Origin of the sequence: Brachyspira sp. SAP_772 (assembly GCF_009755885.1) — a bacterium.
Taxonomy (GTDB): Bacteria; Spirochaetota; Brachyspiria; order Brachyspirales; family Brachyspiraceae; genus Brachyspira.
Window position 1 is genome coordinate 402,514 of sequence record NZ_VYIX01000002.1, and the last position, 21,903, is coordinate 424,416.

General features: G+C 27.5%; 18 protein-coding genes. 12 read left to right on the plus strand and 6 right to left on the minus strand.

Annotation, left to right across the window (positions count from 1 at the left end):
* Positions 1-61: 61 nt before the first annotated feature.
* Together GQX97_RS06990 and GQX97_RS06995 are read left to right on the plus strand one after the other, a co-directional pair.
* Positions 62-712, plus strand: a complete 651-nt coding sequence (locus tag GQX97_RS06990) for an amino acid ABC transporter permease (RefSeq protein WP_157151232.1) — start codon at positions 62-64, stop codon at positions 710-712.
* Positions 696-1,460, plus strand: coding sequence for an amino acid ABC transporter ATP-binding protein (locus GQX97_RS06995; protein WP_157151233.1), 765 nt, complete (start codon positions 696-698; stop codon positions 1,458-1,460). Before GQX97_RS06990 ends, GQX97_RS06995 begins: the two co-directional genes overlap by 17 nt.
* A gap of 149 nt (positions 1,461-1,609) precedes the next feature.
* Here GQX97_RS06995 and GQX97_RS07000 read toward each other — a convergent pair whose 3' ends face one another.
* Positions 1,610-4,063, minus strand: a complete 2,454-nt coding sequence (locus GQX97_RS07000) for a tetratricopeptide repeat protein (protein WP_157151234.1) — start codon at positions 4,061-4,063, stop codon at positions 1,610-1,612.
* A gap of 375 nt (positions 4,064-4,438) precedes the next feature.
* On the opposite strand from GQX97_RS07000, the gene GQX97_RS07005 reads away from it, so the two are divergent.
* Entirely contained in the window at positions 4,439-6,178 is a 1,740-nt protein-coding gene (locus GQX97_RS07005) for a sulfatase (RefSeq protein ID WP_157151235.1), read from the plus strand.
* Between the two features lie 422 nt (positions 6,179-6,600).
* Here the strand turns inward: GQX97_RS07005 and GQX97_RS07010 are convergent, their stop codons facing one another.
* A complete protein-coding gene (locus GQX97_RS07010) occupies positions 6,601-8,910 on the minus strand; it encodes a tetratricopeptide repeat protein (RefSeq protein ID WP_157151236.1) in 2,310 nt (769 codons plus the stop codon).
* Between the two features lie 276 nt (positions 8,911-9,186).
* Here GQX97_RS07010 and GQX97_RS07015 point away from each other — a divergent pair, with 276 nt between their 5' ends.
* The 5 genes from GQX97_RS07015 to GQX97_RS07035 all read left to right on the plus strand — a co-directional run bounded on the left by GQX97_RS07015 (position 9,187) and on the right by GQX97_RS07035 (position 12,611).
* Positions 9,187-9,423, plus strand: coding sequence for a ferredoxin family protein (locus GQX97_RS07015; RefSeq protein ID WP_013244455.1), 237 nt, complete (start codon positions 9,187-9,189; stop codon positions 9,421-9,423).
* 5 nt (positions 9,424-9,428) lie between these two features.
* Positions 9,429-10,484: a 3-methyl-2-oxobutanoate dehydrogenase subunit VorB gene (vorB, locus tag GQX97_RS07020; RefSeq protein WP_157151237.1), complete on the plus strand. Its 1,056-nt coding sequence runs from the start codon at positions 9,429-9,431 to the stop codon at positions 10,482-10,484.
* A complete protein-coding gene (locus GQX97_RS07025) occupies positions 10,481-11,215 on the plus strand; it encodes a thiamine pyrophosphate-dependent enzyme (protein WP_157151238.1) in 735 nt (244 codons plus the stop codon). Before vorB ends, GQX97_RS07025 begins: the two co-directional genes overlap by 4 nt.
* Before the next feature lie 21 nt (positions 11,216-11,236).
* Complete coding sequence (locus GQX97_RS07030) at positions 11,237-11,791, plus strand: 2-oxoacid:acceptor oxidoreductase family protein (RefSeq protein ID WP_157151239.1); 555 nt, start codon at positions 11,237-11,239, stop codon at positions 11,789-11,791.
* A 178-nt stretch (positions 11,792-11,969) separates the two neighbouring features.
* Positions 11,970-12,611, plus strand: a complete 642-nt coding sequence (locus tag GQX97_RS07035) for a hypothetical protein (RefSeq protein WP_157151240.1) — start codon at positions 11,970-11,972, stop codon at positions 12,609-12,611.
* Between the two features lie 80 nt (positions 12,612-12,691).
* Here the strand turns inward: GQX97_RS07035 and GQX97_RS07040 are convergent, their stop codons facing one another.
* Positions 12,692-13,750 carry a hypothetical protein gene (locus tag GQX97_RS07040; protein WP_157151241.1) on the minus strand — a complete coding sequence of 353 codons (1,059 nt, stop codon included), beginning with the start codon at positions 13,748-13,750 and terminating at the stop codon, positions 12,692-12,694.
* A 225-nt stretch (positions 13,751-13,975) separates the two neighbouring features.
* Here GQX97_RS07040 and glyA point away from each other — a divergent pair, with 225 nt between their 5' ends.
* Complete coding sequence (glyA, locus tag GQX97_RS07045; protein WP_157151242.1) at positions 13,976-15,400, plus strand: serine hydroxymethyltransferase; 1,425 nt, start codon at positions 13,976-13,978, stop codon at positions 15,398-15,400.
* A gap of 58 nt (positions 15,401-15,458) precedes the next feature.
* Here glyA and GQX97_RS07050 read toward each other — a convergent pair whose 3' ends face one another.
* Entirely contained in the window at positions 15,459-16,115 is a 657-nt protein-coding gene (locus tag GQX97_RS07050; protein ID WP_157151243.1) for an HAD family phosphatase, read from the minus strand.
* Positions 16,116-16,232: 117 nt separating this feature from the next.
* On the opposite strand from GQX97_RS07050, the gene GQX97_RS07055 reads away from it, so the two are divergent.
* The 3 genes from GQX97_RS07055 to GQX97_RS07065 all read left to right on the plus strand — a co-directional run bounded on the left by GQX97_RS07055 (position 16,233) and on the right by GQX97_RS07065 (position 19,692).
* The gene (locus GQX97_RS07055; RefSeq protein WP_157151244.1) at positions 16,233-17,657 is read left to right on the plus strand and encodes a PTS mannitol transporter subunit IICB; all 1,425 of its coding nucleotides are present in this window, start codon (positions 16,233-16,235) and stop codon (positions 17,655-17,657) included.
* Between the two features lie 16 nt (positions 17,658-17,673).
* Positions 17,674-18,831, plus strand: a complete 1,158-nt coding sequence (locus tag GQX97_RS07060; RefSeq protein WP_157151245.1) for a mannitol-1-phosphate 5-dehydrogenase — start codon at positions 17,674-17,676, stop codon at positions 18,829-18,831.
* A gap of 102 nt (positions 18,832-18,933) precedes the next feature.
* Positions 18,934-19,692: a glucosamine-6-phosphate deaminase gene (locus tag GQX97_RS07065; protein WP_157151246.1), complete on the plus strand. Its 759-nt coding sequence runs from the start codon at positions 18,934-18,936 to the stop codon at positions 19,690-19,692.
* 88 nt (positions 19,693-19,780) lie between these two features.
* On the opposite strand, the gene GQX97_RS07070 is transcribed toward GQX97_RS07065, so the two are convergent.
* Together GQX97_RS07070 and secF are read right to left on the minus strand one after the other, a co-directional pair.
* The gene (locus GQX97_RS07070; protein ID WP_157151247.1) at positions 19,781-20,941 is read right to left on the minus strand and encodes a tetratricopeptide repeat protein; all 1,161 of its coding nucleotides are present in this window, start codon (positions 20,939-20,941) and stop codon (positions 19,781-19,783) included.
* Positions 20,942-20,958: 17 nt separating this feature from the next.
* The gene (secF, locus tag GQX97_RS07075) at positions 20,959-21,903 is read right to left on the minus strand and encodes a protein translocase subunit SecF (RefSeq protein ID WP_157151248.1); all 945 of its coding nucleotides are present in this window, start codon (positions 21,901-21,903) and stop codon (positions 20,959-20,961) included.

Below are 21,903 nucleotides of genomic sequence, written 5' to 3' on the forward strand. Positions count from 1 at the left end.
GTATTATAATATTATGAATAGTATTACTATAAAAATATTTTTTGTTATAAAGTTTTGAGATATGGAATACATAATAGCTACGACAATTTATTTATTAAAAGGTACATACGTTACAATAAGTCTTTATTTAATTACGGCATTATTCTCTGTGCCGTTATCTATAATTTTAGCGGCATTACAATTTAGTGCTCCAAAGTTTGTGAAATATCTTTTTGATGTTTATACTTGGCTTTTTAGAGGAACTCCTTTAATACTTCAATTAATATTTTTCTATTATGGTATTCCGCTTATTACTAATAATAAAATAGCTTTACCAGCATTTACTTCTGCAGCTATTACTTTTATTATTAATTATGCTTCTTATCTTATAGAAATATTTAGAGCTGGTATAGAAAGTATTGATAAGGGGCAGTATGAGGCAGCTTATGCACTTAATTTGAATTATAGACAAATAATGACTAGAATCATACTTCCGCAGGCTATAAGAAAAGTATTGCCGCCGCTTTCAAATGAAGCTATTAGCTTAATAAAAGATACATCATTAGTAATAGTTCTTGGAATAGGCGATTTAATGCTTTATGCAAGACAGATTTTAACTAGAGATTTTAAGCTTATACCTTTTGTAATAGCAGGAATAATATATTTAGTATTCACATTTATTGTAGTTGCTATCTTTAGAAAATTGGAGAAGAAATATGTCATTAGAAGCTAATTTACAATTACAAGTTATTGATTTAAAAAAGAAATATAAAGAATCTGCTGCAGTTAATGGTGTAAGTTTTACAGTAAATAAGGGGGATATAGTTTCTATTATAGGGCCTTCCGGTGCTGGAAAAAGTTCCCTTCTTAGAAATATTATACAAATAGATAAACCTGATTCTGGTGAAGTTTATATAGATAATGAACCTTTATTTTCAAATAATATTGCTATATCTAAAGAAGATTTTATAAAGAGAAAAGAAAAAATAGGAATGATATTTCAGCACTTTAATTTGTTTCACCACAAAACAGCTTTAGAAAATATCATAGAAGCACCAATCATTGTAAAGAAGCAAAATAAAGATGAAGCAATAGAAGAGGGATTAAAGTTGTTGGATATGGTTGGTCTTAAAGATAAAAGAGACAGTTATCCTAGTGAACTTTCTGGAGGGCAAAAACAGCGTGTTGCTATAGCCAGAGCTTTAGCAATGAAACCTGAGATACTTTTATGCGATGAGCCTACTTCTGCTTTGGACCCTGAACTTATAGGTGAGGTTTTAGCCGTACTTAAAGGTCTTGCTAAAGAAAAAATGACTATGATTATAGTAAGTCACGAGATTAGTTTTGTAAAAGAACTTTCTACAAATATAGCGTTTATGGATAGCGGTAAAATTATTGCTATGGATAATTCTGAAAACTTCTTTAATAATCAAAATAACGAAAGAATTAAAGATTTTTTAAGTAAAATATTCCACAATTAATTTATACTAAAAATTTTGTATTTTGTAATTATTGCAGAATTTTTCTACTGCTGTGGGCACTTATATATGCTTAGCAGTGGGAAAAGCTGATAACACATTTATAAAAATATATCAATTTACAAAATATAGCTGTTTAGATATTTATATACTTATTTAGCATAATCAATATTATTTTTAGTGCAGAACTCTATACCCACAGTATCATTTTCTTTTGCAAGTTTTATCAAGTAGTTTTCCATTTTTGGTTTTAATGAGTCATTAGCTATTTTATACGCTTTTTCAAAATTTTCTAAAGCTTTAGATTTTAATTTATTATATTCTTCTTCTGAAATACTTTCTTTTTGAATGTTGGCAAGTATATTTTTAATGTAGCCTATACTATTTAATGCATAATCATGTTCAGAGTCTAATTCTATAGTTTTATAAAAATCTTTTAAACAATCATTATATATTTCAATAGCTTTTTCTATATTTCCATTATCTCTCTCAATATTAGCTAGTTTAGTTTTAGCATATCCTCTAGTGTCATATATAGTTGAATCATAATTAATAATTTCAATTCCTTTACTACAATACGTTATAGATTCATTCAATAATTCTTTAGCTTTTAAGATATTATTATTTTTTAATTCAATATTTGCTAATTTAGTTTTATATAAACCTATTTGATTATAAGCATCTATATCACTTTCATCTATTTCTATACATTTATTGTAATCTTTTATAGCTTCTTCATACTTATATAAATTTGCTTTAGCATTTCCTCTATTATAGTAAGCTTCTAAATAATTATTATCTAATTCTATAGCTTTATCATAATCTTTAATTGCTTCTTCATACTGTTTCAAATCTGATTTAGTAAGTCCTCTAAAATAATAAACTAATAAATTATTATTATCTAATTCTATAGCTTTATTATAATCTTTTATAGCTTCTTCATATTGCTGTAAATCTGATTTAGCAGCTCCTCTGCCAATATAAAATGATGAGTTGTTATTATCTAATTCTATAGCTATGTTGTAATCTTTAATCGCTTCTTCATATTGCTTTAAATTATATTCAGCGAGTCCTCTATTATTATAAGCCAATGAATTATTGTTATCTAATTCTATAGCCTTGTTATAATCTCTTATAGATTCTTCATATTGCTGTAAATTATATTTAATAAGTCCTCTATTATTATAAGCCATTGAAAAATTATTATCTAATTCTATAGCTTTGTCAAAATCTTTAATCGCTTCTTCATATTGCTGTAAATTATATTCAATAAGTCCTCTATTATTATAAACCAATGAATTATTGTTATCTAATTCTATAGCTTTGTTATAATCTTTAATCGCTTCTTCATATTGCTGTAAATTATATTCAATAAGTCCTCTATTATTATAAGCCATTGAATAATTATTATCTAATTCTATAGCTTTGTCAAAATCTTTAATCGCTTCTTCATATTGCTGTAAATCTGATTTAATAAGTCCTCTATTGTTATAAGCTAGTGAGCAATTATTATCTAATTCTATAGCTATGTTGTAATCTTTAATCGCTTCTTCATATTGCTTTAAATTATATTCAGCAAGTCCTCTATTGTTATAAGCTAGTGAGCAATTATTATCTAATTCTATAGCTATGTTATAATCTTTAATCGCTTCTTCATATTGCTTTAAATTATATTCAGCAAGTCCTCTATTATTATAAGCCAATGAATTCTTATTATCTAATTCTATAGCTTTGTCAAAATCTTTAATCGCTTCTTCATACTGTTTCAACTCTGCTTTAGCGAGTCCTCTATTACTATAAGCCATTGAATCATTACTGTATAGTTCTATAACTCTATCATAATCTTTAATCGATTCTAAATATTGTTTTGATTCTTGTTTAGCTAATGCTCTGTTAAAATATCCATACACATTTTTATCATCAAGGTCTATAACTCTTGAGAAATAGTCTATAGCTTCTTTATATTTTTTATTTTGATATGCCTGATAGCCTAAATTCAACTCACTATTTATTTTTACATTTTTATTATTTTCTTCAATTATTTTATCAGTCTCTTCCTTTATCTGATTTAAAGATTTTTCTGCTTCTTTTTCTACAATATTTAACTGTTCTCTTGATTCATTTAAAATATTATTGTTTACGAATGCTCCTGCAAATGAGAACACTATCATTACTACTGATATAAAAGCGAACCAGAAATTTAATGTGTCTGATGAGGATTTTACTATTTCGCTAATAGATATTTGAAGGTTTTTTGTGTGGCTGTCTATAGCTTCAGAAAATGCGTTTTTCAGATCTTCTATTGATGAGCTTTTTAATATTATATTATTAGTGATAAATTTATTGCTTTCTATCTCTGTTATTATTACATTAGTATAAAACTCTTCTTTAGTTATAATAATATTTTCTAATGGACTTGAATATTTTTCCATAGCTTTATCAAGCCTATAAGAAACTAGCAAATTATGTGCAAAATAAAGTGCGGCAAAAACTATCATAGATAATATAAATAATTTAATCATTACATTATAATTATCCATTTGGTAATTTCTTTTTTCTTTTTTGGTTGGTTGTTTATTATTTTCTGTATTTTCTTTATTTTCCATAAATAATGCCTAAAGGATTTTTTACTATTATACTATAGTTTTTAAATATAAAAAGATATTGCCTAATACTTTCACGCACGGTAAAATATACTATGAATATAATTGAATTATATTACTAATTTAAACTATATTTTTTTAATTATTTTACGTGCGGTGAATAAAATTATAAATGAAAAGAATCTTGTATTTGTATAATAAAATAACATAATAAGTAAAAAAGAATAATAAGGCTGTTTAAAAAACACATAAATAACTATTTCCAACAAAATGCAATCATTTCACTATATATATCTATTGAATAAAAAATATTTTAATATATAATTCTCAAAATATAAATTTTAGATAATAGTGTTTAGATAGTAATGTGTAATCAATATGAAAAATAACTTTTATTTTATTTCTTTTTTTATAATATTAGTACTATATTTTTTATTAATAGATTTTTTATTTCCATTTATGTCTTTGGGAAACTTTGAGTTTCATGTAATTGATATAATATATGTTTATTGGTTTTCTGTAATAGCTTATAATATATGTGATTATATACCAACAAAAAAGAGGCTAATAATATCATATTCTTTTGTGATTGTTGCTATATTTTCTTTTTTTAGCATAGAGCCTTTAGGTATTTCTGTAGTTACAAAACCATTATTTTTTACGGATATGCCTGATTTATACCCTTCATTAATAGAGGTTGTACCTTTATATTTACAAATTATTACTATAGCTGCTACTGTACTTTATTTTTCTTTGCTTATAGCTTTTGCTTTATATTTTATATATAGATTATATAAGATGTATAAAATAAAAAGAATAAAATCTATTTCTTTAATAGTTATAGTGATATTAACAACATATTTATCATTTTTTAGGCCAGTAAATATTAATTCTATTTATGCTAATTATTTTGATATAGCAAACAGCAAAGGAATAATAAACACAATAAGCCATAGAATATCTTTTGATAAAAAATATAATAATATAGAGCATAGTATTGATGATGTAAGAGATGCCATTGATTTATTAAGTGAAAGAAATATAGATGTATCAAAATTAATAATGCCGTATAGTGATGATACAGTTACAAATAGAAGTGTATTTTTAATATATGTAGAATCTTTTTATGATTATAGCCATTTTGCAAGTTTATTTGACAAAGACCCTTTTCCAGAAGAGTATAGAGAATGGGCTAAAGTTTCACCTAAAGTTGGCCCTAATGATGGAAATGGAAGTTTGTTTGCAAGGTTATCTGGTTTAACAGGCAGCTCCCCTATATTTCCTAAAAAGCCTGATTCTACTATCATCACTAAAACTCTTCCATTCTTGCTTAGAGATAAGGGTTATAAAGTAATAGCTTTAGAAGAGTCTGGAGTTACCTATTATTTAGATAAATTATTTCCTGATATTGGTGTTGAAAAAACAGTATTTAATTTAGGGATAACAAATATAAAGAATTATATTAAAGAGAATATTTCAGAAGATAGAGTTTTTGTTATGGGTTTTACATTTTTAGGTCATGCAAATACTCATGTAAATAATGATTTAAATTTCGCTTCAAACAATCAAAGATTTATGAGAAAAATAGATAAAAAAAATAGAGCTGTTTTGGTAGAAACTCTTGAAAATGCTGCAATGACAGCAATAGATATAATAAAAACAAGAGATATAATATTAGAAAAATATCCAGATTCTATAATTATATTTAAGCATGACCATTTATATCCGTATTTAAAGAATATTATATACAACTCTTCCATAGATGAAAGTATCAAGGTATCGTTTTTAACTTCATATGCTGTAAACCCTCTTCTTATATGGAATGGAAAAGATGGTCCTTATAAATTGCCAGACGGTTTTCCTCCAGAGAATATACCTATGTTTATAGCAGTTAATACAAAACTTGATTATACAAATAGTTTGATAGAGCTTTTATATAAAGAAAATACTGATGATGTTATAAGGTTTTATAATAGTTTTTATACTAATAGTTACGGCAATATAAGACGTATAGAGGTTGATAGGGAGAGTTTATCATATAAGTATGACCATGCACAGAGAATTATATCAGAAGACATATTTAGAGGAAATAAATACTTTAATTCTTTAGTGGAGTAAGAAATTAGATATTTATTATTATAAATAATAACTATATGTTGTAATATGTATAAATTATAAAATAATACCAACATTTTAAGCTAAAAAAATGCAGTTCTTTTGGTTCTTTTATACCAATACCGAGTAGGTGCCTATCGGCAAAAGAACTGGGGTGCTACCCTACGAGCACGCTTCGCAGGGGGCAAATCCCTGCAAATATTTCAATTTTAAAAATTTTATTACATTCCCCGCCCTTTATTCTTTATTACTATAATATGCAATTTTTAATTTATTTATATTCAAAGCTAATTGATAAACTAAAGCACCCACCCAAGTGTAGATTAGATTTTTAATTTAATACACCTCACGGTTTATCTATTTTTTATATATAGCAAAATTTGAATACTAAATTAATTTATATTTTTTATTTAGTTTAGCGTGCGTTAATTAAAACTTATATTGTTTTTATTACAAAAATCCACAGCAGTTTTTATATTCTCTTTTGCAAGTGATGTAATGCATTTTATTATTAATTTTTTATCATCTTTTTTTGCAAATCTGTAAGCCTTATCAAAATAGCTGTATGCCTTTTCATTTAGCTTATCATATATATTGTTCATATTGTCTAATTGTATGTTTATATATGCTATGCTGTTATGTGCTAATGCATGTTTACTATTTAATTCTATAGATTTGTTGAAATATGATAAAGCCTCATTATAATATTTAATTGCTTTTTCTTTGTCATTAAGAGTAAAATGTATATTAGCCAACTTTGTAACAGTATATCCAATGCTATCATATACTGAGGCATTTATTAAATTATCATCTATATTTAATTCCAAACCTTTATTATAATAAACTAAAGCATCATTAAGAAGTTCAATAGCCCTCTGAGTGTTTCCATTTTTAAATTCATTGTTAGAATACTTTGTCTTTGAAAAACCTATGCCATTATAAGCATTTAAATAATTAGGGTTAATGTCTAATGCTTTTATATAATCTTCAAAAGCTTCATCATAAAGTTTTAATTCTACCTTGCTTAATCCCCTGTTGTAATAAGCGTCAATATAAGAATTATCAGCTTCAATAACTTTTGTGTAGCAGTCTATAGCCTTTTGATACTCTTTCAAAGAATCATAACATAGAGCTATATTAAAATAAGCATTAACATCATTATTATCAATCTCTATTACTTTATAAAAATCTTCTATAGCCTCGTTATATAAATCTATCTCCATTTCAGCTAAAGCTCTATTATAGTAAGCATATGAATATGATGGATTTATTTCTATAACTTTAGAATAGTATTTTATGGATTTTTCATATTCTTCTAAAGCATCATAAGATAAAGCCATATTGTAATAAGAATACATATTTTCATTATCAAGTTCTATTGATTTTTTAAAATCATTGATTGCATAATCATATTTTTGGAGTTGATTATATATTAATCCTCTATCATTATATGCAGCAGTATAATTGTTGTTTAACTCAATGGCTTTATCAAAATCTTTTAAAGCCTTTGAATGTTCATTTAAGCAACAATTAGTAAGTCCTCTATAATAATAGAATGCAGCATCTTCACTGTATAATGAAATGGCTCTGTTAAAATCTTCCAAAGCCTCCCGATATAATTGCATTCTCCATTTTAATAAAGCTCTGTTATTATATAAATAAGCATCGTTTTGCTCAAGTTCTATAGCCTTATTATAATCGGATAAAGCATCTTCATATAAATCCAACTTTTCCTCTGTTAAAGCCCTGTTATAATATGCATAAAATATATTTTCATCTATCTCTATTATATTTGTATAATATTTTATAGCCTCTTTATAATTTCCTAGCTTGTATTCAAGAAGCCCCATATCATTATAAATATTTACTATGTTTTCAGAACCTAATTCTAAAGCTTTTTTATAATCGTTCATAGCTTCCTGATACAATTCCAAATTATTTTTTGAAAGCCCTCTAAAATAATAAGCATTTGAAGAAGTGGAGTCTAATTTTATGGAAGTATCAAAATCTTTTATAGCTTCTTCATATAAGCCTAAATAAAACTCGCTTAAAGCTTTAGAATAATATGCTTCGCTGTCATCATCTTTAAGCTCTACAAGTTTGGTAAAATCTGATAAAGCTTCTTCATACATTTTTAAATAACACTTTGAATGTCCTCTATAATAATATAAATCATTAATTTCTGCTTCCCCCAACTTTTCCAACAAAGATAAAGACAAATCAAAATGCTTTATAGCTTCTTCATAGTTTAATAAATAAAAATACCCAAGTCCCACATAATACATTGCCTCATAATCATCTTCATTAAACTCTAATACCTTTTTGAAATCTTTAATTCCTTCTTCGTATTGTCCTAAATATGATTTTGAATGAGCTCTATTGTAGTATGCCTCTAATTTGTCTGGAGATAATTCAATAACTTTATCAAGATCTTTTATAGCTTCTTCATAGTTTCTCATATTATATTTTGATATGGCTCTATTATAGTAAGCATCTACTAAAGTATTATGAGTAGTGTTTATATCATCGTTATTTATATTTGTTTCTTCATCCTCATTATTATAAGAATCGCTATATATAATAAATTCGCCGTCAGAGTATGCTATAATATCTTTATTGTATATATCTATAATTTCATCTAAATATTCAATAGCCTTTTCATAATCTTTATTTACAAAAGCCTCATGTCCTAAATTAAATAATCTTTCTATGTTCTCTCTATCATCGATATTCATTAAAACCACTCCAATAAAATGTATTATTATTATATACAAAAATATAATAATTACTATATGAGAAAATAAATGCTTTAGTTCTTTAATAAACTAGACACTTATTACTATAAATAATAGTTATATATTATCATTCATAAATTTTGCTAATCACTTAAAATAATATCCAATATTTTGACAAACATTATTTTTTTAATATACTAGTTATAGGTAAGCAAATTTTGTTATTAGCATATATGTGATTATTATAAATTTTATCAAAAAATAAATGGAGGTAATATGGCTAAAGGTCGTGTTATTATTGATAGTGAACAATGTAAGGGTTGTTCCAATTGCGTATCTGTATGTCCTACCAAGATATTGTATTTAGATAAGGAAAATATGAATTCTTGGGGGTATTATCCTGCAGCGGTTACAGATATGGAGAAATGTATAGGCTGTGCTAACTGTGCCATGATGTGCCCAGATATATGTATAAAAGTAGAGAGACTTGATGAGAAGAAGGAGGGTAAATAAGAATTATGGCTAGAAGTTTGATGAAAGGAAACGAAGCTATGGCTACTGCGGCTATTGCTGCAGGATGCAAATGTTTTTTTGGCTATCCCATTACACCGCAAAATGAGATACCAGAGTTTATGTCTAAGGCTATGTATGAATCTGGAGGAAAGTTTGTGCAGGCAGAAAGTGAGGTTGCAGCTATCAATATGGTTTATGGTGCGGGAGGAGCTGGAGTGCGTGCTATGACATCATCATCATCACCGGGAATAGCTTTAAAACAAGAGGGTATATCATATTTAGCTGGTGCTGAGATTCCTGCCGTTATACTTAATGTTATGAGAGGCGGACCCGGTCTTGGAAGCATACAGCCTGCTCAGAGTGATTATAACATGATGACTAGAGGAGGCGGAGACGGTGATTATAATTGTCCTGTTTTAGCTCCTGCCAATTTACAGGAAGCTGCGGACATGATAATGGAAGCTTTTGATATTGCTGACCATTATAGAACACCTGTTTATGTGGCTGCTGATGGATTTATTGGGCAGATGATGGAGCCTGTAGATATTGTATATAAACCTAAATATGAATTAAAAGAGAAAACTTGGGCTGCTAATGGAACTAGGGGTAAAAGAGAGAAAAATATTATCAATTCACTTTATTTAGAGCCTGAATTACTTTATGAACATAACATACATCTTCAAGAGAAATATAATGAAATAAAAGAGAAAGAAGCAAGGGCAGAGAATTATAAAACAGATGATGCTGATGTTATACTTGTTTCATACGGCACTATGTCTAGGGTTGTAAGGGGAGTTGTTGACACATTTAGAGAAGAGGGCAAAAAGGTAGGTATGATTCGCCCGCAAACTTTATGGCCTTTTCCTGTACAAGCATTTAATAATCCGCATTGCAAAATGTATGTTTCTATAGAGATGAGTATGGGACAGATGATTGATGATATTAAGCTTGCTATTGAATGCAAAGCACCTGTTAAGTTTTTTGGTAAAGCTGGCGGATTAGTTCCTGCGGCTTATGAGATTATAGAGCATGTTAAAGAGTTTGCAGGAGGTATTTTATGATAGTATTTGAAAAATCTAAGGGGCTTACAGACAACAGGACTCATTATTGCCCCGGTTGTATGCATGGAACATCACAAAGAATAATTGCAGAATGTTTAGATGAACTAGGGGTATTAGACAGAGCAGTTGGTATAGCTTCTGTAGGGTGTTCTGTACTTGCTTATAAATATTTTTCTTGCGATATGCAGCAGGCGGCACATGGTAGGGCTCCTGCAGTTGCTACTGGAGTAAAGAGGGCAGTTCCTGACAGCGTGGTGTTTACGCTTCAAGGCGATGGAGATTTGGCTGCTATTGGTACTGCGGAGATAATTCATGCTGCAGCACGCGGTGAAAACATTACTGTTATTTTCTTAAACAATGCTATTTATGGTATGACTGGCGGTCAGATGGCTCCTACAACTCTTGAAGGCCAAAGAACTACAACTACTCAAGCTGGAAGAGATTTCCATAGAGCTGGTAAACCCATAAGAGTTTGTGAGATGCTTGCCACTTTGGAAGGTGCTACTTTTGTTGAGAGAGTTGCTTTGGATAGTCCTGCAAATATTAGAAAGGCTAAAATGGCTACCAAAAAGGCTTTTGAAAATCAGATTGCTGGAAAGGGTTTTTCTATAGTAGAAATGCTTACAAGCTGCACTACCAACTGGGGTATATCTCCAACAGAATCGCATAAATGGATAAGAGAATATTTAATTCCTCATTATCCGCTTGGCAATTTTAGAAATGATGGTTAATAACAAGGAGGGTAAGCATATATGAGTACAGAAAGATTAATTATTGCTGGTTTTGGCGGACAAGGTGTTATGTCTATGGGGCAGATGATTGCTTATGCGGGCATGATAGAAAACAAGCATGTTACTTGGTGTCCTTCTTATGGTCCTGAAATGCGTGGAGGTACTGCTAATTGCTCTGTGGTTGTGAGCGATGAACTAGTTGGCTCTCCTATCGTTTCGCATGATGCTACTGCTGCTGTTATAATGAACCTTCCTTCCTTAACTAAATTTGAAAAAGATATTCTTCCTAATGGTGTTCTTCTTATAAACTCTTCTCTAATAGAAAAAAAAGCTTCAAGAAATGATATTCGTGTGGCTTATGTGGAAGCTAACAAAATAGCAGGCGATATTGGTAACCCTAAGGCTGCTAATATGGTTATGCTTGGTGCTTTGCTCACACTTCAAAATATTGTTTCTTTTGATAGTATTCAGCAGGCTTTCTTAAAAGTATTTGGCGAGAGAAAAAAAGAATTCCTACCCGGAAATGAAAAAGCTTTGAATGCAGGCAGAGATTCAGTTAAAAATTTAGTTTCTTAAATAAAATATTCTAATTAATTATTTTAATTATTTAAAAAAGCCCTGTCATTATTTATGATGGGGCTTAAAATTTGTATTAAAAACTATGTTAAATATTTATATGTTTAATAATTGACTTTTTAACTATTTTATATACAATTTGTTGTTAAATATGAATTCAAATATGGAGAATAAAAAAATGAAAAAAGTTATATTAATAATTACATTATTTGTAATGACTATGAGTACAACACTTATGGCTAAAAGCGGTGCTGGTGTTGATATCACAGTGCCTCTTGGTGCAGGTGTTGGTTTTTTATTTGAAGATGGTAAAGAAAGTCAAATTTATAAACCAGATGCTGGTTTTGAGGGAGGAGTTTATTTAAGACCTAATTATTATTTTGATTTAGCTGTTCTTTCTTTAGGATTATCATTAGATTTAGGTTATCAGAGAGATGTTTTTGCTTATAAATATGATACAAGTGCTATGTCTTTAAGTTTTGATAGTTTGAGTATAGGTTTAATGCCAAAAATAGATGTATTATTTTTATCTATAGGTGTAGGTGCTGGTATTAAATTCCCTCTTGGCGGAAGCATGTATACAAAGTCAAATAGCGGCGGGGAAAATACTCAAAAATATAACTTAAAACAATTACAAGACCAATTTGATAATTTGTATATACCATATATTAGAGCAAGTTTAGATTTTCTTCTATTATATAACTTTACTTTAGGTATTTATATGTCTTATGATTTCCCTTCTATGCAATTTAAAAATACATCGCAAAAAATTACATTTGGGGCATTCGATGTTGGCGGACAAGTAGGTATAAGATTTTAATTAATATATAATAACTAATAAGAGGCTTTGATTATTTTTCAAGGCTTCTTATTTTTTTTAAATTCTTTTATATCTTTTTATTAATTTTCTTTTCTAAACCTCGATGAAGTAACATCAAATTTATTTAGTCTTACCATACAAACTGACAATATTATAGCAAGTAAAACAGCAAGCGATATAGAATAGTATGCAAGAGAAACTTTTTTGTCATTTTTTATAATGTTTATTTGTTCAGATTTTGAGTTAATATTTTCATCTATTGCACTAGCCTCTGCAATATTGCCGCTTTCCATTAAACTTCCCTTTTGAAGACGCAAATTATCAATATCTTTTATTATGCTTTCTATCATCTTTTCTTTTTTTATTTTATTATAAAAATCAAATCCCCATATACCTAAACTAATAAGAGAAAATATTGCTGTTATTATTATCAATACAAATATAGCAAATTTTCTTTTTTTAATGCTTACATTAGAAATATTAACAGATTTCATTTTTATATCATTTATATGATTAATCAAATCCTCAGAATCTGGATATAATAGTTTTGATTCTTCTATACAAGATAAAAGATTAAGCATAGCCTTGTATCTTTCTGTTCTTTGGAAGTTTAAATAATATTTATCTATATCTTTCATTTTTTCTTCAGGACTAGTTACATGCTTATTAGTTTTATTTGAATGAATATTTAAAAGATAAGTTTTATTTTTTTTCTTGTCGATATTTTTTTTTATATTTTCTTTATTTTTATCTTTTTTTACTTCTTTATTTTCTTCTTCTTCAATTTCATCATCATCTACCAAAGATATTTTTTTATGTCTTTCCTCTTCTTCAATATCGTCTTTTGATAATCTTCTTATTCCTCCTAAAGTGCTTGATTGGCTTACAGTATTTCCATCTCTATCTTTAACTTGTACTCTAATTCCAAATTTATCTCTAAACATAGCCTCTAAAGTTTCAACACTAGTATCTTTATCTATAACAATAGAAGCTTTTTGATTTTTTCTAGGATCTGCTATTTCAAATAATTTTATATCATTAGATTTTTTAGCTCCTTTATATATTCCTAAAGTAATTCCAAATTCTCTGTCAAAAGAATCTAGTAGAGTTGATACAGACATATCCAAAGTTATTTTCATAAAACCCTCTATGTAATAGTTATAAATTTATAATTAATATCGAAATTATAATAAATAAAACGCAAAAAATAATAAAAAGAAAAATAAATAATTCAAAATTAACAAACATTCTCATTGAAAAAAAAATGATGATAGTATATCATTAATATAAATTCAAAAATATCATTTAATAATTTTTTATTATCAAAGTTTATTAAATATAATAACTTTTCGTTGGAGGAGATTATGGCTGTATCTAAAAAAAATACTAAAAATTCTTTAAAGAAGGAATCGAAATCTGTTAAGAAGTTATCTTCTGGCAAAAAAGCTATTTCTAAAAAAGCTTCTGCTGCTGCAAAGAAAGATTCTAAAAAGATTGAGAAAAAAATTGCTGCTCCTAAATATTATGTATCAGAAGTTCCTCTTAAGAGTGCTGATAAAGAGATATTTGCTGCAATGAAAAACGAGTATAAAAGAGAGATAAGCGGACTTGAACTTATTGCTAGTGAGAATATAGTTTCACGTGCTGTAATGGAAGCACAGGGTTCTATATTTACAAATAAATATGCTGAGGGTTATCCTTCTAAGAGATATTATGGAGGATGCAGTGAAGTTGATGTTGTTGAGAACTTAGCAAGAGAAAGAGCAAAAAAATTATTTAAAGCTCCTTTTATAAATGTACAGCCTCACTCTGGTTCGCAGGCTAATATGGGTGTTTATATGGCAATACTTCAGCCGGGTGACACTTGTTTGGGTTTGTCTCTTGATTCCGGCGGACACTTAACTCATGGTAAAAATGTTAACTTCTCTGGTAAGATTTATAATTTTGAACATTATAATGTTAGAAAAGATACTATGCAAATAGATTATGATGAAGTAAGAGATATAGCTAAAAAAGTAAAACCTAAATTAATAGTAACAGGCGGAAGTGCTTATCCTAGACAAATAGATTTCAAAAAGTTTAGAGAGATTGCTGATGAGGTTGGTGCTTACTTAATGGTAGACATGGCTCATATATCTGGATTAGTTGCTGCGGGACTTCATCCAAGCCCTGTGCCATATTCTCATTTTGTTACAGGTACTACTCATAAAACTTTAAGAGGACCTCGCGGCGGATATATTATCTCTACTGAAGAAGAATTAGCTAAAAAAATAGATAAGAGCATATTCCCCGGAATACAAGGCGGACCTTTAATGCATGTTATTGCTGCTAAGGCTGTATGTTTTAAAGAGGCACTTGACCCTAAATTTGTTAAATATCAAGAGCAGGTTTTAAAAAATGCTGAAGCTATGGCTAATATGTTTATTTCTAAGGGTTATGAACTTATTTCAGGAGGTACTGACACTCATTTAATATTAGTTGATGTAAAAAAATCTAAAGGCATTACAGGTCAGCTTGCAGAAACAGTTTTAGATAAAGCACATATCACTATTAATAAAAACGGCATACCTTATGATACAGAATCTCCAATGGTTACTAGCGGTATTAGACTTGGTACTCCTGCTATTACTACTAGAGGATTTAAAGAAAAAGATGTTATGGAGCTTACTCAATATATTGATGAAGTATTAAGTAATGCTAATGATGAAAAAGTAGTTGCTTCTGTTGCTAAAAAAGTAGCAGCTTTATGCAAAAAATTCCCAATGTATAAGTTTATAGGCGATATGTAATTTAATGATAATAAATAAAAAGGGAGACTATTTTTTAGTTTCCCTTTTTTATTATGTTTTAAATATTTAAATAATTAATAGCTTCACTTATTTTATCTACAACAATATCAGCACCATGTTCTAACAATACTTCTCTTTTATAACTATTTGTAATTGCCACTATTTTTATTCCAGTTTTTTTAGCTCCATCAATACCTGCTAAACTGTCTTCAAATATAACAACATCATCTTTTGTTATATCCTTGTTTCTTTTTTTCAACATTTCAAAAGCATTCAAAAATAAATCTGGTTCAGGCTTAGCTTTTAATGTTTCATTATGACAAGAATATCCTTTAATATATTTAGATATACCTTTTATATCAGAATATTTTTGTACATATTCAATATTACTATTAGAGGCTATTACAATATCTAAATCTTTAAACCTTTCTAAAGTTTCAATAACACCCTCAAATAAATTTAAATTACTTCCTAATAATTTATAAAAATGTTTTTCTGTTTCATAAAAAAAGTTATCAGGAATATAATGCCCTTCCTTTTTCAAAATTTTACTTATATCATTTGTCTGCATACCAGTCATAGACTCGAAGTCTATATCTTTAAGTACATTCATTTTATTAGCAGTAACTATTAATGATTTTGTATACACACTTTCGCTATCTACTAATGTTCCATCAAAATCAAATATTATAGCTTTAGGTTTTATAATATCCATATAATATCCCTTAAAATATAAAAAAATTATTATAATCACTATTTAAAGTGTTAAATATTTTACAATATAAGAAAATATGATATAATAATCGTACTTAAATTTCAAGGAGATTTTATTATGAAATTGGATAAAGTTCAAAAATTTGGCAGATACTTAAGTAATATGGTGCAGCCAAACATATCCGCTTTTATCGCATGGGGATTGATAACAGCATTTTTTATTCCTACAGGTTGGTTTCCAAATGAAACTTTAAATGGTTTAGTTTCCCCAATTCTTACTTATCTGCTTCCTATATTAATAGCATATTCAGGTGGTAATATGGTTTATGGACATAGAGGAGGAGTTGTTGGAAGTATAATGGCAGCAGGTGTAATAGTAGGTTCAAATATACCTATGTTTTTAGGTGCTATGATTACAGGTCCATTGGGTGCTTTTTTAATAAAAAAAGTAGACGAAGTAATTACTCCTAAAATACCTACTGGTTTTGAAATGCTTGTTAATAATTTTTCTGCTGGAATATTAGGTATGATTTTGGCAATTATATCTTTATTTATAATAGGTCCTGTAGTAGAATCTATAAGCAGTGCATTATCATCTGGAGTACAAGTATTAGTTGATTTGAAATTATTACCTTTAGTTTCAATATTAGTAGAGCCTGCTAAAGTATTCTTTTTGAACAATGCTATAAACCATGGAGTTTTCTCTCCTATAGGAATACAACAGGTTGCAGAAGCTGGTAAATCAATATTCTTTACAATAGAAACTAACCCTGGACCTGGTTTAGGTGTATTATTAGCATATACTCTATTTGGTAAAGGACGTTCTAAAGCTACTGCTCCGGGTGCTGCCATAATACACTTCTTTGGTGGAATACATGAAATATATTTCCCTTATATATTAATGAATCCTATATTAATATTGGCATTAATTGTTGGAGGTATGAGCGGAGTTTTAACTACTTTAATACTTAAAGGCGGATTAATAGCTGTTCCTGCTCCTGGTTCTATAATAGCAATGTTAGCTGTAACACCTAAAGGCGGATTTTTAGCTACAATATCAAGTGTTGTAATTGCAACTGTTGTAACATTCTTAATTGCTTCAATATTTGTAAAAAGAGCTCCTGAAGAAGATTTAGAAGAGGCTATAGAAAAAAGCAAATCTAATAAAATAACAAATTCTGATAATGCTTCATCTAATAATGATGCTGTAGAAATAACAGAAATTAATTTTGAAGATGCAATAAAAAAATTAGAAATAAAAAAGATAGTTGTAGCATGCGATGCAGGAATGGGTTCAAGTGCTATGGGAGCTACAGTGCTTAAAAAAATTGCTAAAGAAAAAGGTTTAGATACTATAACTATAGTAAACTCCGCTATTTCTAATTTAGATGACACTGCTGATATAATAATAACACAAAAATCATTAACTAATTTAGCTAAAGCAAAAATGCCTAATAAGATACATTTAAGTATTAATAATTTTATGGATAAAAATTTCTATAACGAAATAGTAGATAAAATAAAAGAAAATAATAAAAATTAATTAAGGATATAATTTTATGAAAAAAATGATTCAAATAGGTGCAGGAAATATAGGAAGAGCATGCGTTGGAAGATTATTTCATGAAGCTGGATATAAGGTATATTTTTCTGATGTTCTTTTAGATCTTTTAGAAATGATTTCTAAAAGAGGTTCTTACAATGTTAGAATGCTTGGTAAAGATTTTGATAAAACTCTTGTTATAGATAATGTAGATGAAGTTCCAAGAGATGAGGAGAGTCTTTTAAAATTATTTGATGAAATAGAAATTATAACTACTGCTGTCGGAGTTAATATACTTCCTAAAATAGCACCTTTTGTAGCTAAAGCTATTAATAGAAGATTTGATTTAAAAAATGATAAGCCATTAAATGTTATAGCATGTGAAAATACCACAGGTGCTTCTTCTAAACTTAAAGAAAGTGTTTATGCTCTTCTAAAAGACGATGTTAAAAGATGTATGCATGATATAGTTGCTTTTCCTAATGTTGCTGTTGATTGTATTGTACCTACTATAAAAAATGAAGATCCTCTTACTGTTACTTGCGAAAATTTTGCTGATTTAATTATTGATAAAGATGTATTTATAGGAGATTTGCCTGAGGTTGAGGGACTTTCTTTAAAACAAAATTTAGATGCTTATGTTGAAAGGAAATTATTTACACTAAATACAGGTCATGCTATTACAGCATATTTAGGATGTCAGAATAATAAAGATACTATATATAATGCTATTAATGATGAAAATATAAAGAATGTAGTATTGGGAGCCATGAGAGAAAGCGGGGAAGTGTTAATAAAAAGACATGGTTTTAAAGAAGATGAACATGAGGCTTATATACAAAAGATATTAAGCAGATTTTTTAATCCTTACCTAGAAGATTCTGTTTTTAGAGTTGGAAGAGAACCTATGCGTAAATTATCTTATAATGACAGACTTATTAAACCAATAAGAGGAACATTAGAGTATAATCTTAAACATGATAATTTACTTAAAGGTGTTATAGCAGCATTTCAGTTTTATAGTGAAGATGATAATGAAAGTAAAGAACTTAAAAAAATGCTTGACAGTGAGAGTTTATCAGATGTAATTCTAAAAGTAACAGGTTTAAAAAATGAAAAGGCATTATTTGATGAAATATATAATGAGTTGAATGATGCGTTAAAAAATAAATAATAATTTTATTTTATTTGATAATAAATATTACATATGTTATAATTTTAAAAACAGGATAATATTTATGAAAAATAAATAAAAACAATAAAAGGAGCAATTATTATGGGATTAAAATTAGTTATTGCTAAAGATGCTAATGCTGTTGGTAAAAAAGTTGCATCTGAAATTATTAATCTTTTAAAAGAGAAAAAAGATGCTGTTTTAGGTCTTGCTACAGGGGGCACAGCTGAAGTTGTTTATCCTCATGTTATAAAATCTTATCAGAAAAAGGAAATAGATTTTAAAAATGTAAGAACTATAAACTTAGATGAATATAAAGGTTTAGATGGAAAAAATGAACAAAGCTATAGATATTTTATGGATACTAATTTATTTAACCATGTTAATATCGATAAAAAAAATACTTTTGTTCCTAAGGGTATAGGAGATAAAGAAAAGAATTTAAAAGAATTTAATGATAAATTAAATAAATATAGCAGAGATTTGCAACTTTTAGGAGTTGGTCCTAATGGTCATATAGCTTTTAATGAACCAGATGAATTCTTACATGCAGATGCTTTATGTGTAAAACTTGATGAAAAAACTATTAAAGCTAATTCAAGATATTTTGCATCAGAAAAAGATGTTCCAAAAGAAGCATTTAGTATGGGTATGGGCGGAATATTAAAGGCTAAAAAAATAGTTATAGCTGCTATAGGTAAAGCAAAAGCTGATGCCATGAAAGAGCTTCTTCAAGGTGATAAAATTACAACTAAATGTCCTGTAACTTTCCTTAAACTTCATAATGACGTCGTAGTTGTCATAGACGAAGAAATAGCAAATGCTATAGGCTGTCAAAAAAAAGGATGTAAGAAAAAATAATTTTTAATTGAATAAATTATTTATAGGCAATGGGATTTTTATTAATCTCATTGCTTTTTTTATATAATATTTTTTATATAATGAAAAATTAAAACTTATATATATAATATGGATTTCCATTAGACTCTAAAGATTCTTTTGAATCAATACTAAATGCATCATTACAATCTTTTATTGATTTTTCAAAATATTTTTTATCTTTAGTATATTTGTATTTATCAAAATAAAGCATGCTTCTATTATTTAATGCATATATATTGTGATGATCTATTTCTAATAATTCATTGTACTCTTTTAATGCTTCATCAAAAGATTCGGCATTTGCTGTAATTTTGTAATTTAATAAATTTAGAGTTGCTTTGTTGTGAATAATATCAAAATCATTATTATAAGAAATAGCATTATTAAAAATACTTAAAGCTGTATTATAATCATTATTATTATTATCTTTACCATATCTTGTTGAATATAATATTGCTTTATTGTTTAGAATATCTTTATTTTTATTATATATGGAAATTGCAGATTCATAAAACTTATCAGCCTTTACAAAATAAGTACTATTTCCATTTTTAGTATATATTTTTGTATAAAGTATTCCAGCACCATTTAAAGCTAAATAATTTCTAGCATCTATTTGAAATATCTTTTCAAGTATTTCCATAGCATTATCTTCTTTAGCATTTTTTATTTCTTCTACTAAAACTTTATACATATTATTTATTTCAATTGCTTTTTTATCTATTTCATTAGAAATAATAATATTAGGTTTTTCTTCTTTTTTTTCATTTTCTTCTTTTACAATCTTTTTTGTAGTTTGAATATTATTTTTTTCTTTATTGTTATTAGTAAGTAAATTAATTATTAAGCCTAATATAAATGTGAATATAGCTAAAAATAATAAAATATAAGTTGTGTTTCTGCTTCTTAATTGTATGATACTATTAATAGATGATTTTAAATTATTAAAGTTTGAAGATGATATTGATGATGTATTTTCTTTTATAAAATTATTTAATTCATTTATTATATTTTGATTAGTTTCATTTATTAGCTGTTCTTTAAAATATAAGGATAATATTTTTATATACTCATTTCTCATATCTTCTGCTAAAACATTGCTAGTACTATCTATTGCTTTTGTTATATTATTATTTGCCCCTATTGTGTATACATTGTATATCACAGTCAATGTTAAAAATATAAGAGAAAATATTATAAGTACAATAAAAATATTATTCTTTTTCATTTATATCATTCTTTAAATTATGCTTTTTTTCCTTTCATAAATAATATTAAAAGACCGCTTGCAATAAAGTTACTAGCATAAGTACCTATCACTACACCGCAGAAGAATGTAAATGCAAAATCATAAAGTATAAATCCGCCCCATATCATTATAGCAAGAGCAGCAAGCAATGTAGAAATACTTGTAATTACAGTTCTGCCGACAACATTATTAAGACTTATATTAACAATCTCTTTAAATGGTCTTTTAACATCAGCATTTTCTCTAATTCTATCAAATACAACTATTATGTCGTTTATTGTATAACCTATTAATGTAAGCATTGAAGATAAAACCAATACAGAAAACTCTTTATTCAAAAATAAAAGTATACCAAATACTATAACAACATTATGTATAAGAGTGATAATAGCAGGAAAAGCATATCTATAATTAAATCTTATAGTAATGTATATCATAATGATAATCCAAGACACTATTACAAGTATAAAAGCTAGTTTTAAATTATCAGAAGATACAACTCCGCTTATAATATTACTTCCTATGAGTGTTACTTTTTCTTGAGTATATTCATCATAAAGTACTTGCATAGCTCTGTCTGATTCTTCATTAGAGCCTCTAAATCTTAAAAGAAAAGCATTAATATTATCTTCTCCTTCAAGCTCTTGTATATTAACAGTTTCTGCTCCAAAGTTTCTATATAGATTTCTTATTTCAGCAATATTAATTACTTCTGGATTGTCAATCTTTACTTGTAATTCAACACCGCCTGCAAAATCTATACCCATATTAAAGCTATTAGTAGTTAATTTGTTTATAAAAAGCCCAATAGAAGCTATAAATAATATACCTGATATAACAGCAGCAATAGGCATAAATTTAACAAAAGGAATTTTATTTTTTGTTATATCATTATTTTCAGTTTTTTTAACATCATTATTTTTTTTAATATTTTCGCTCAT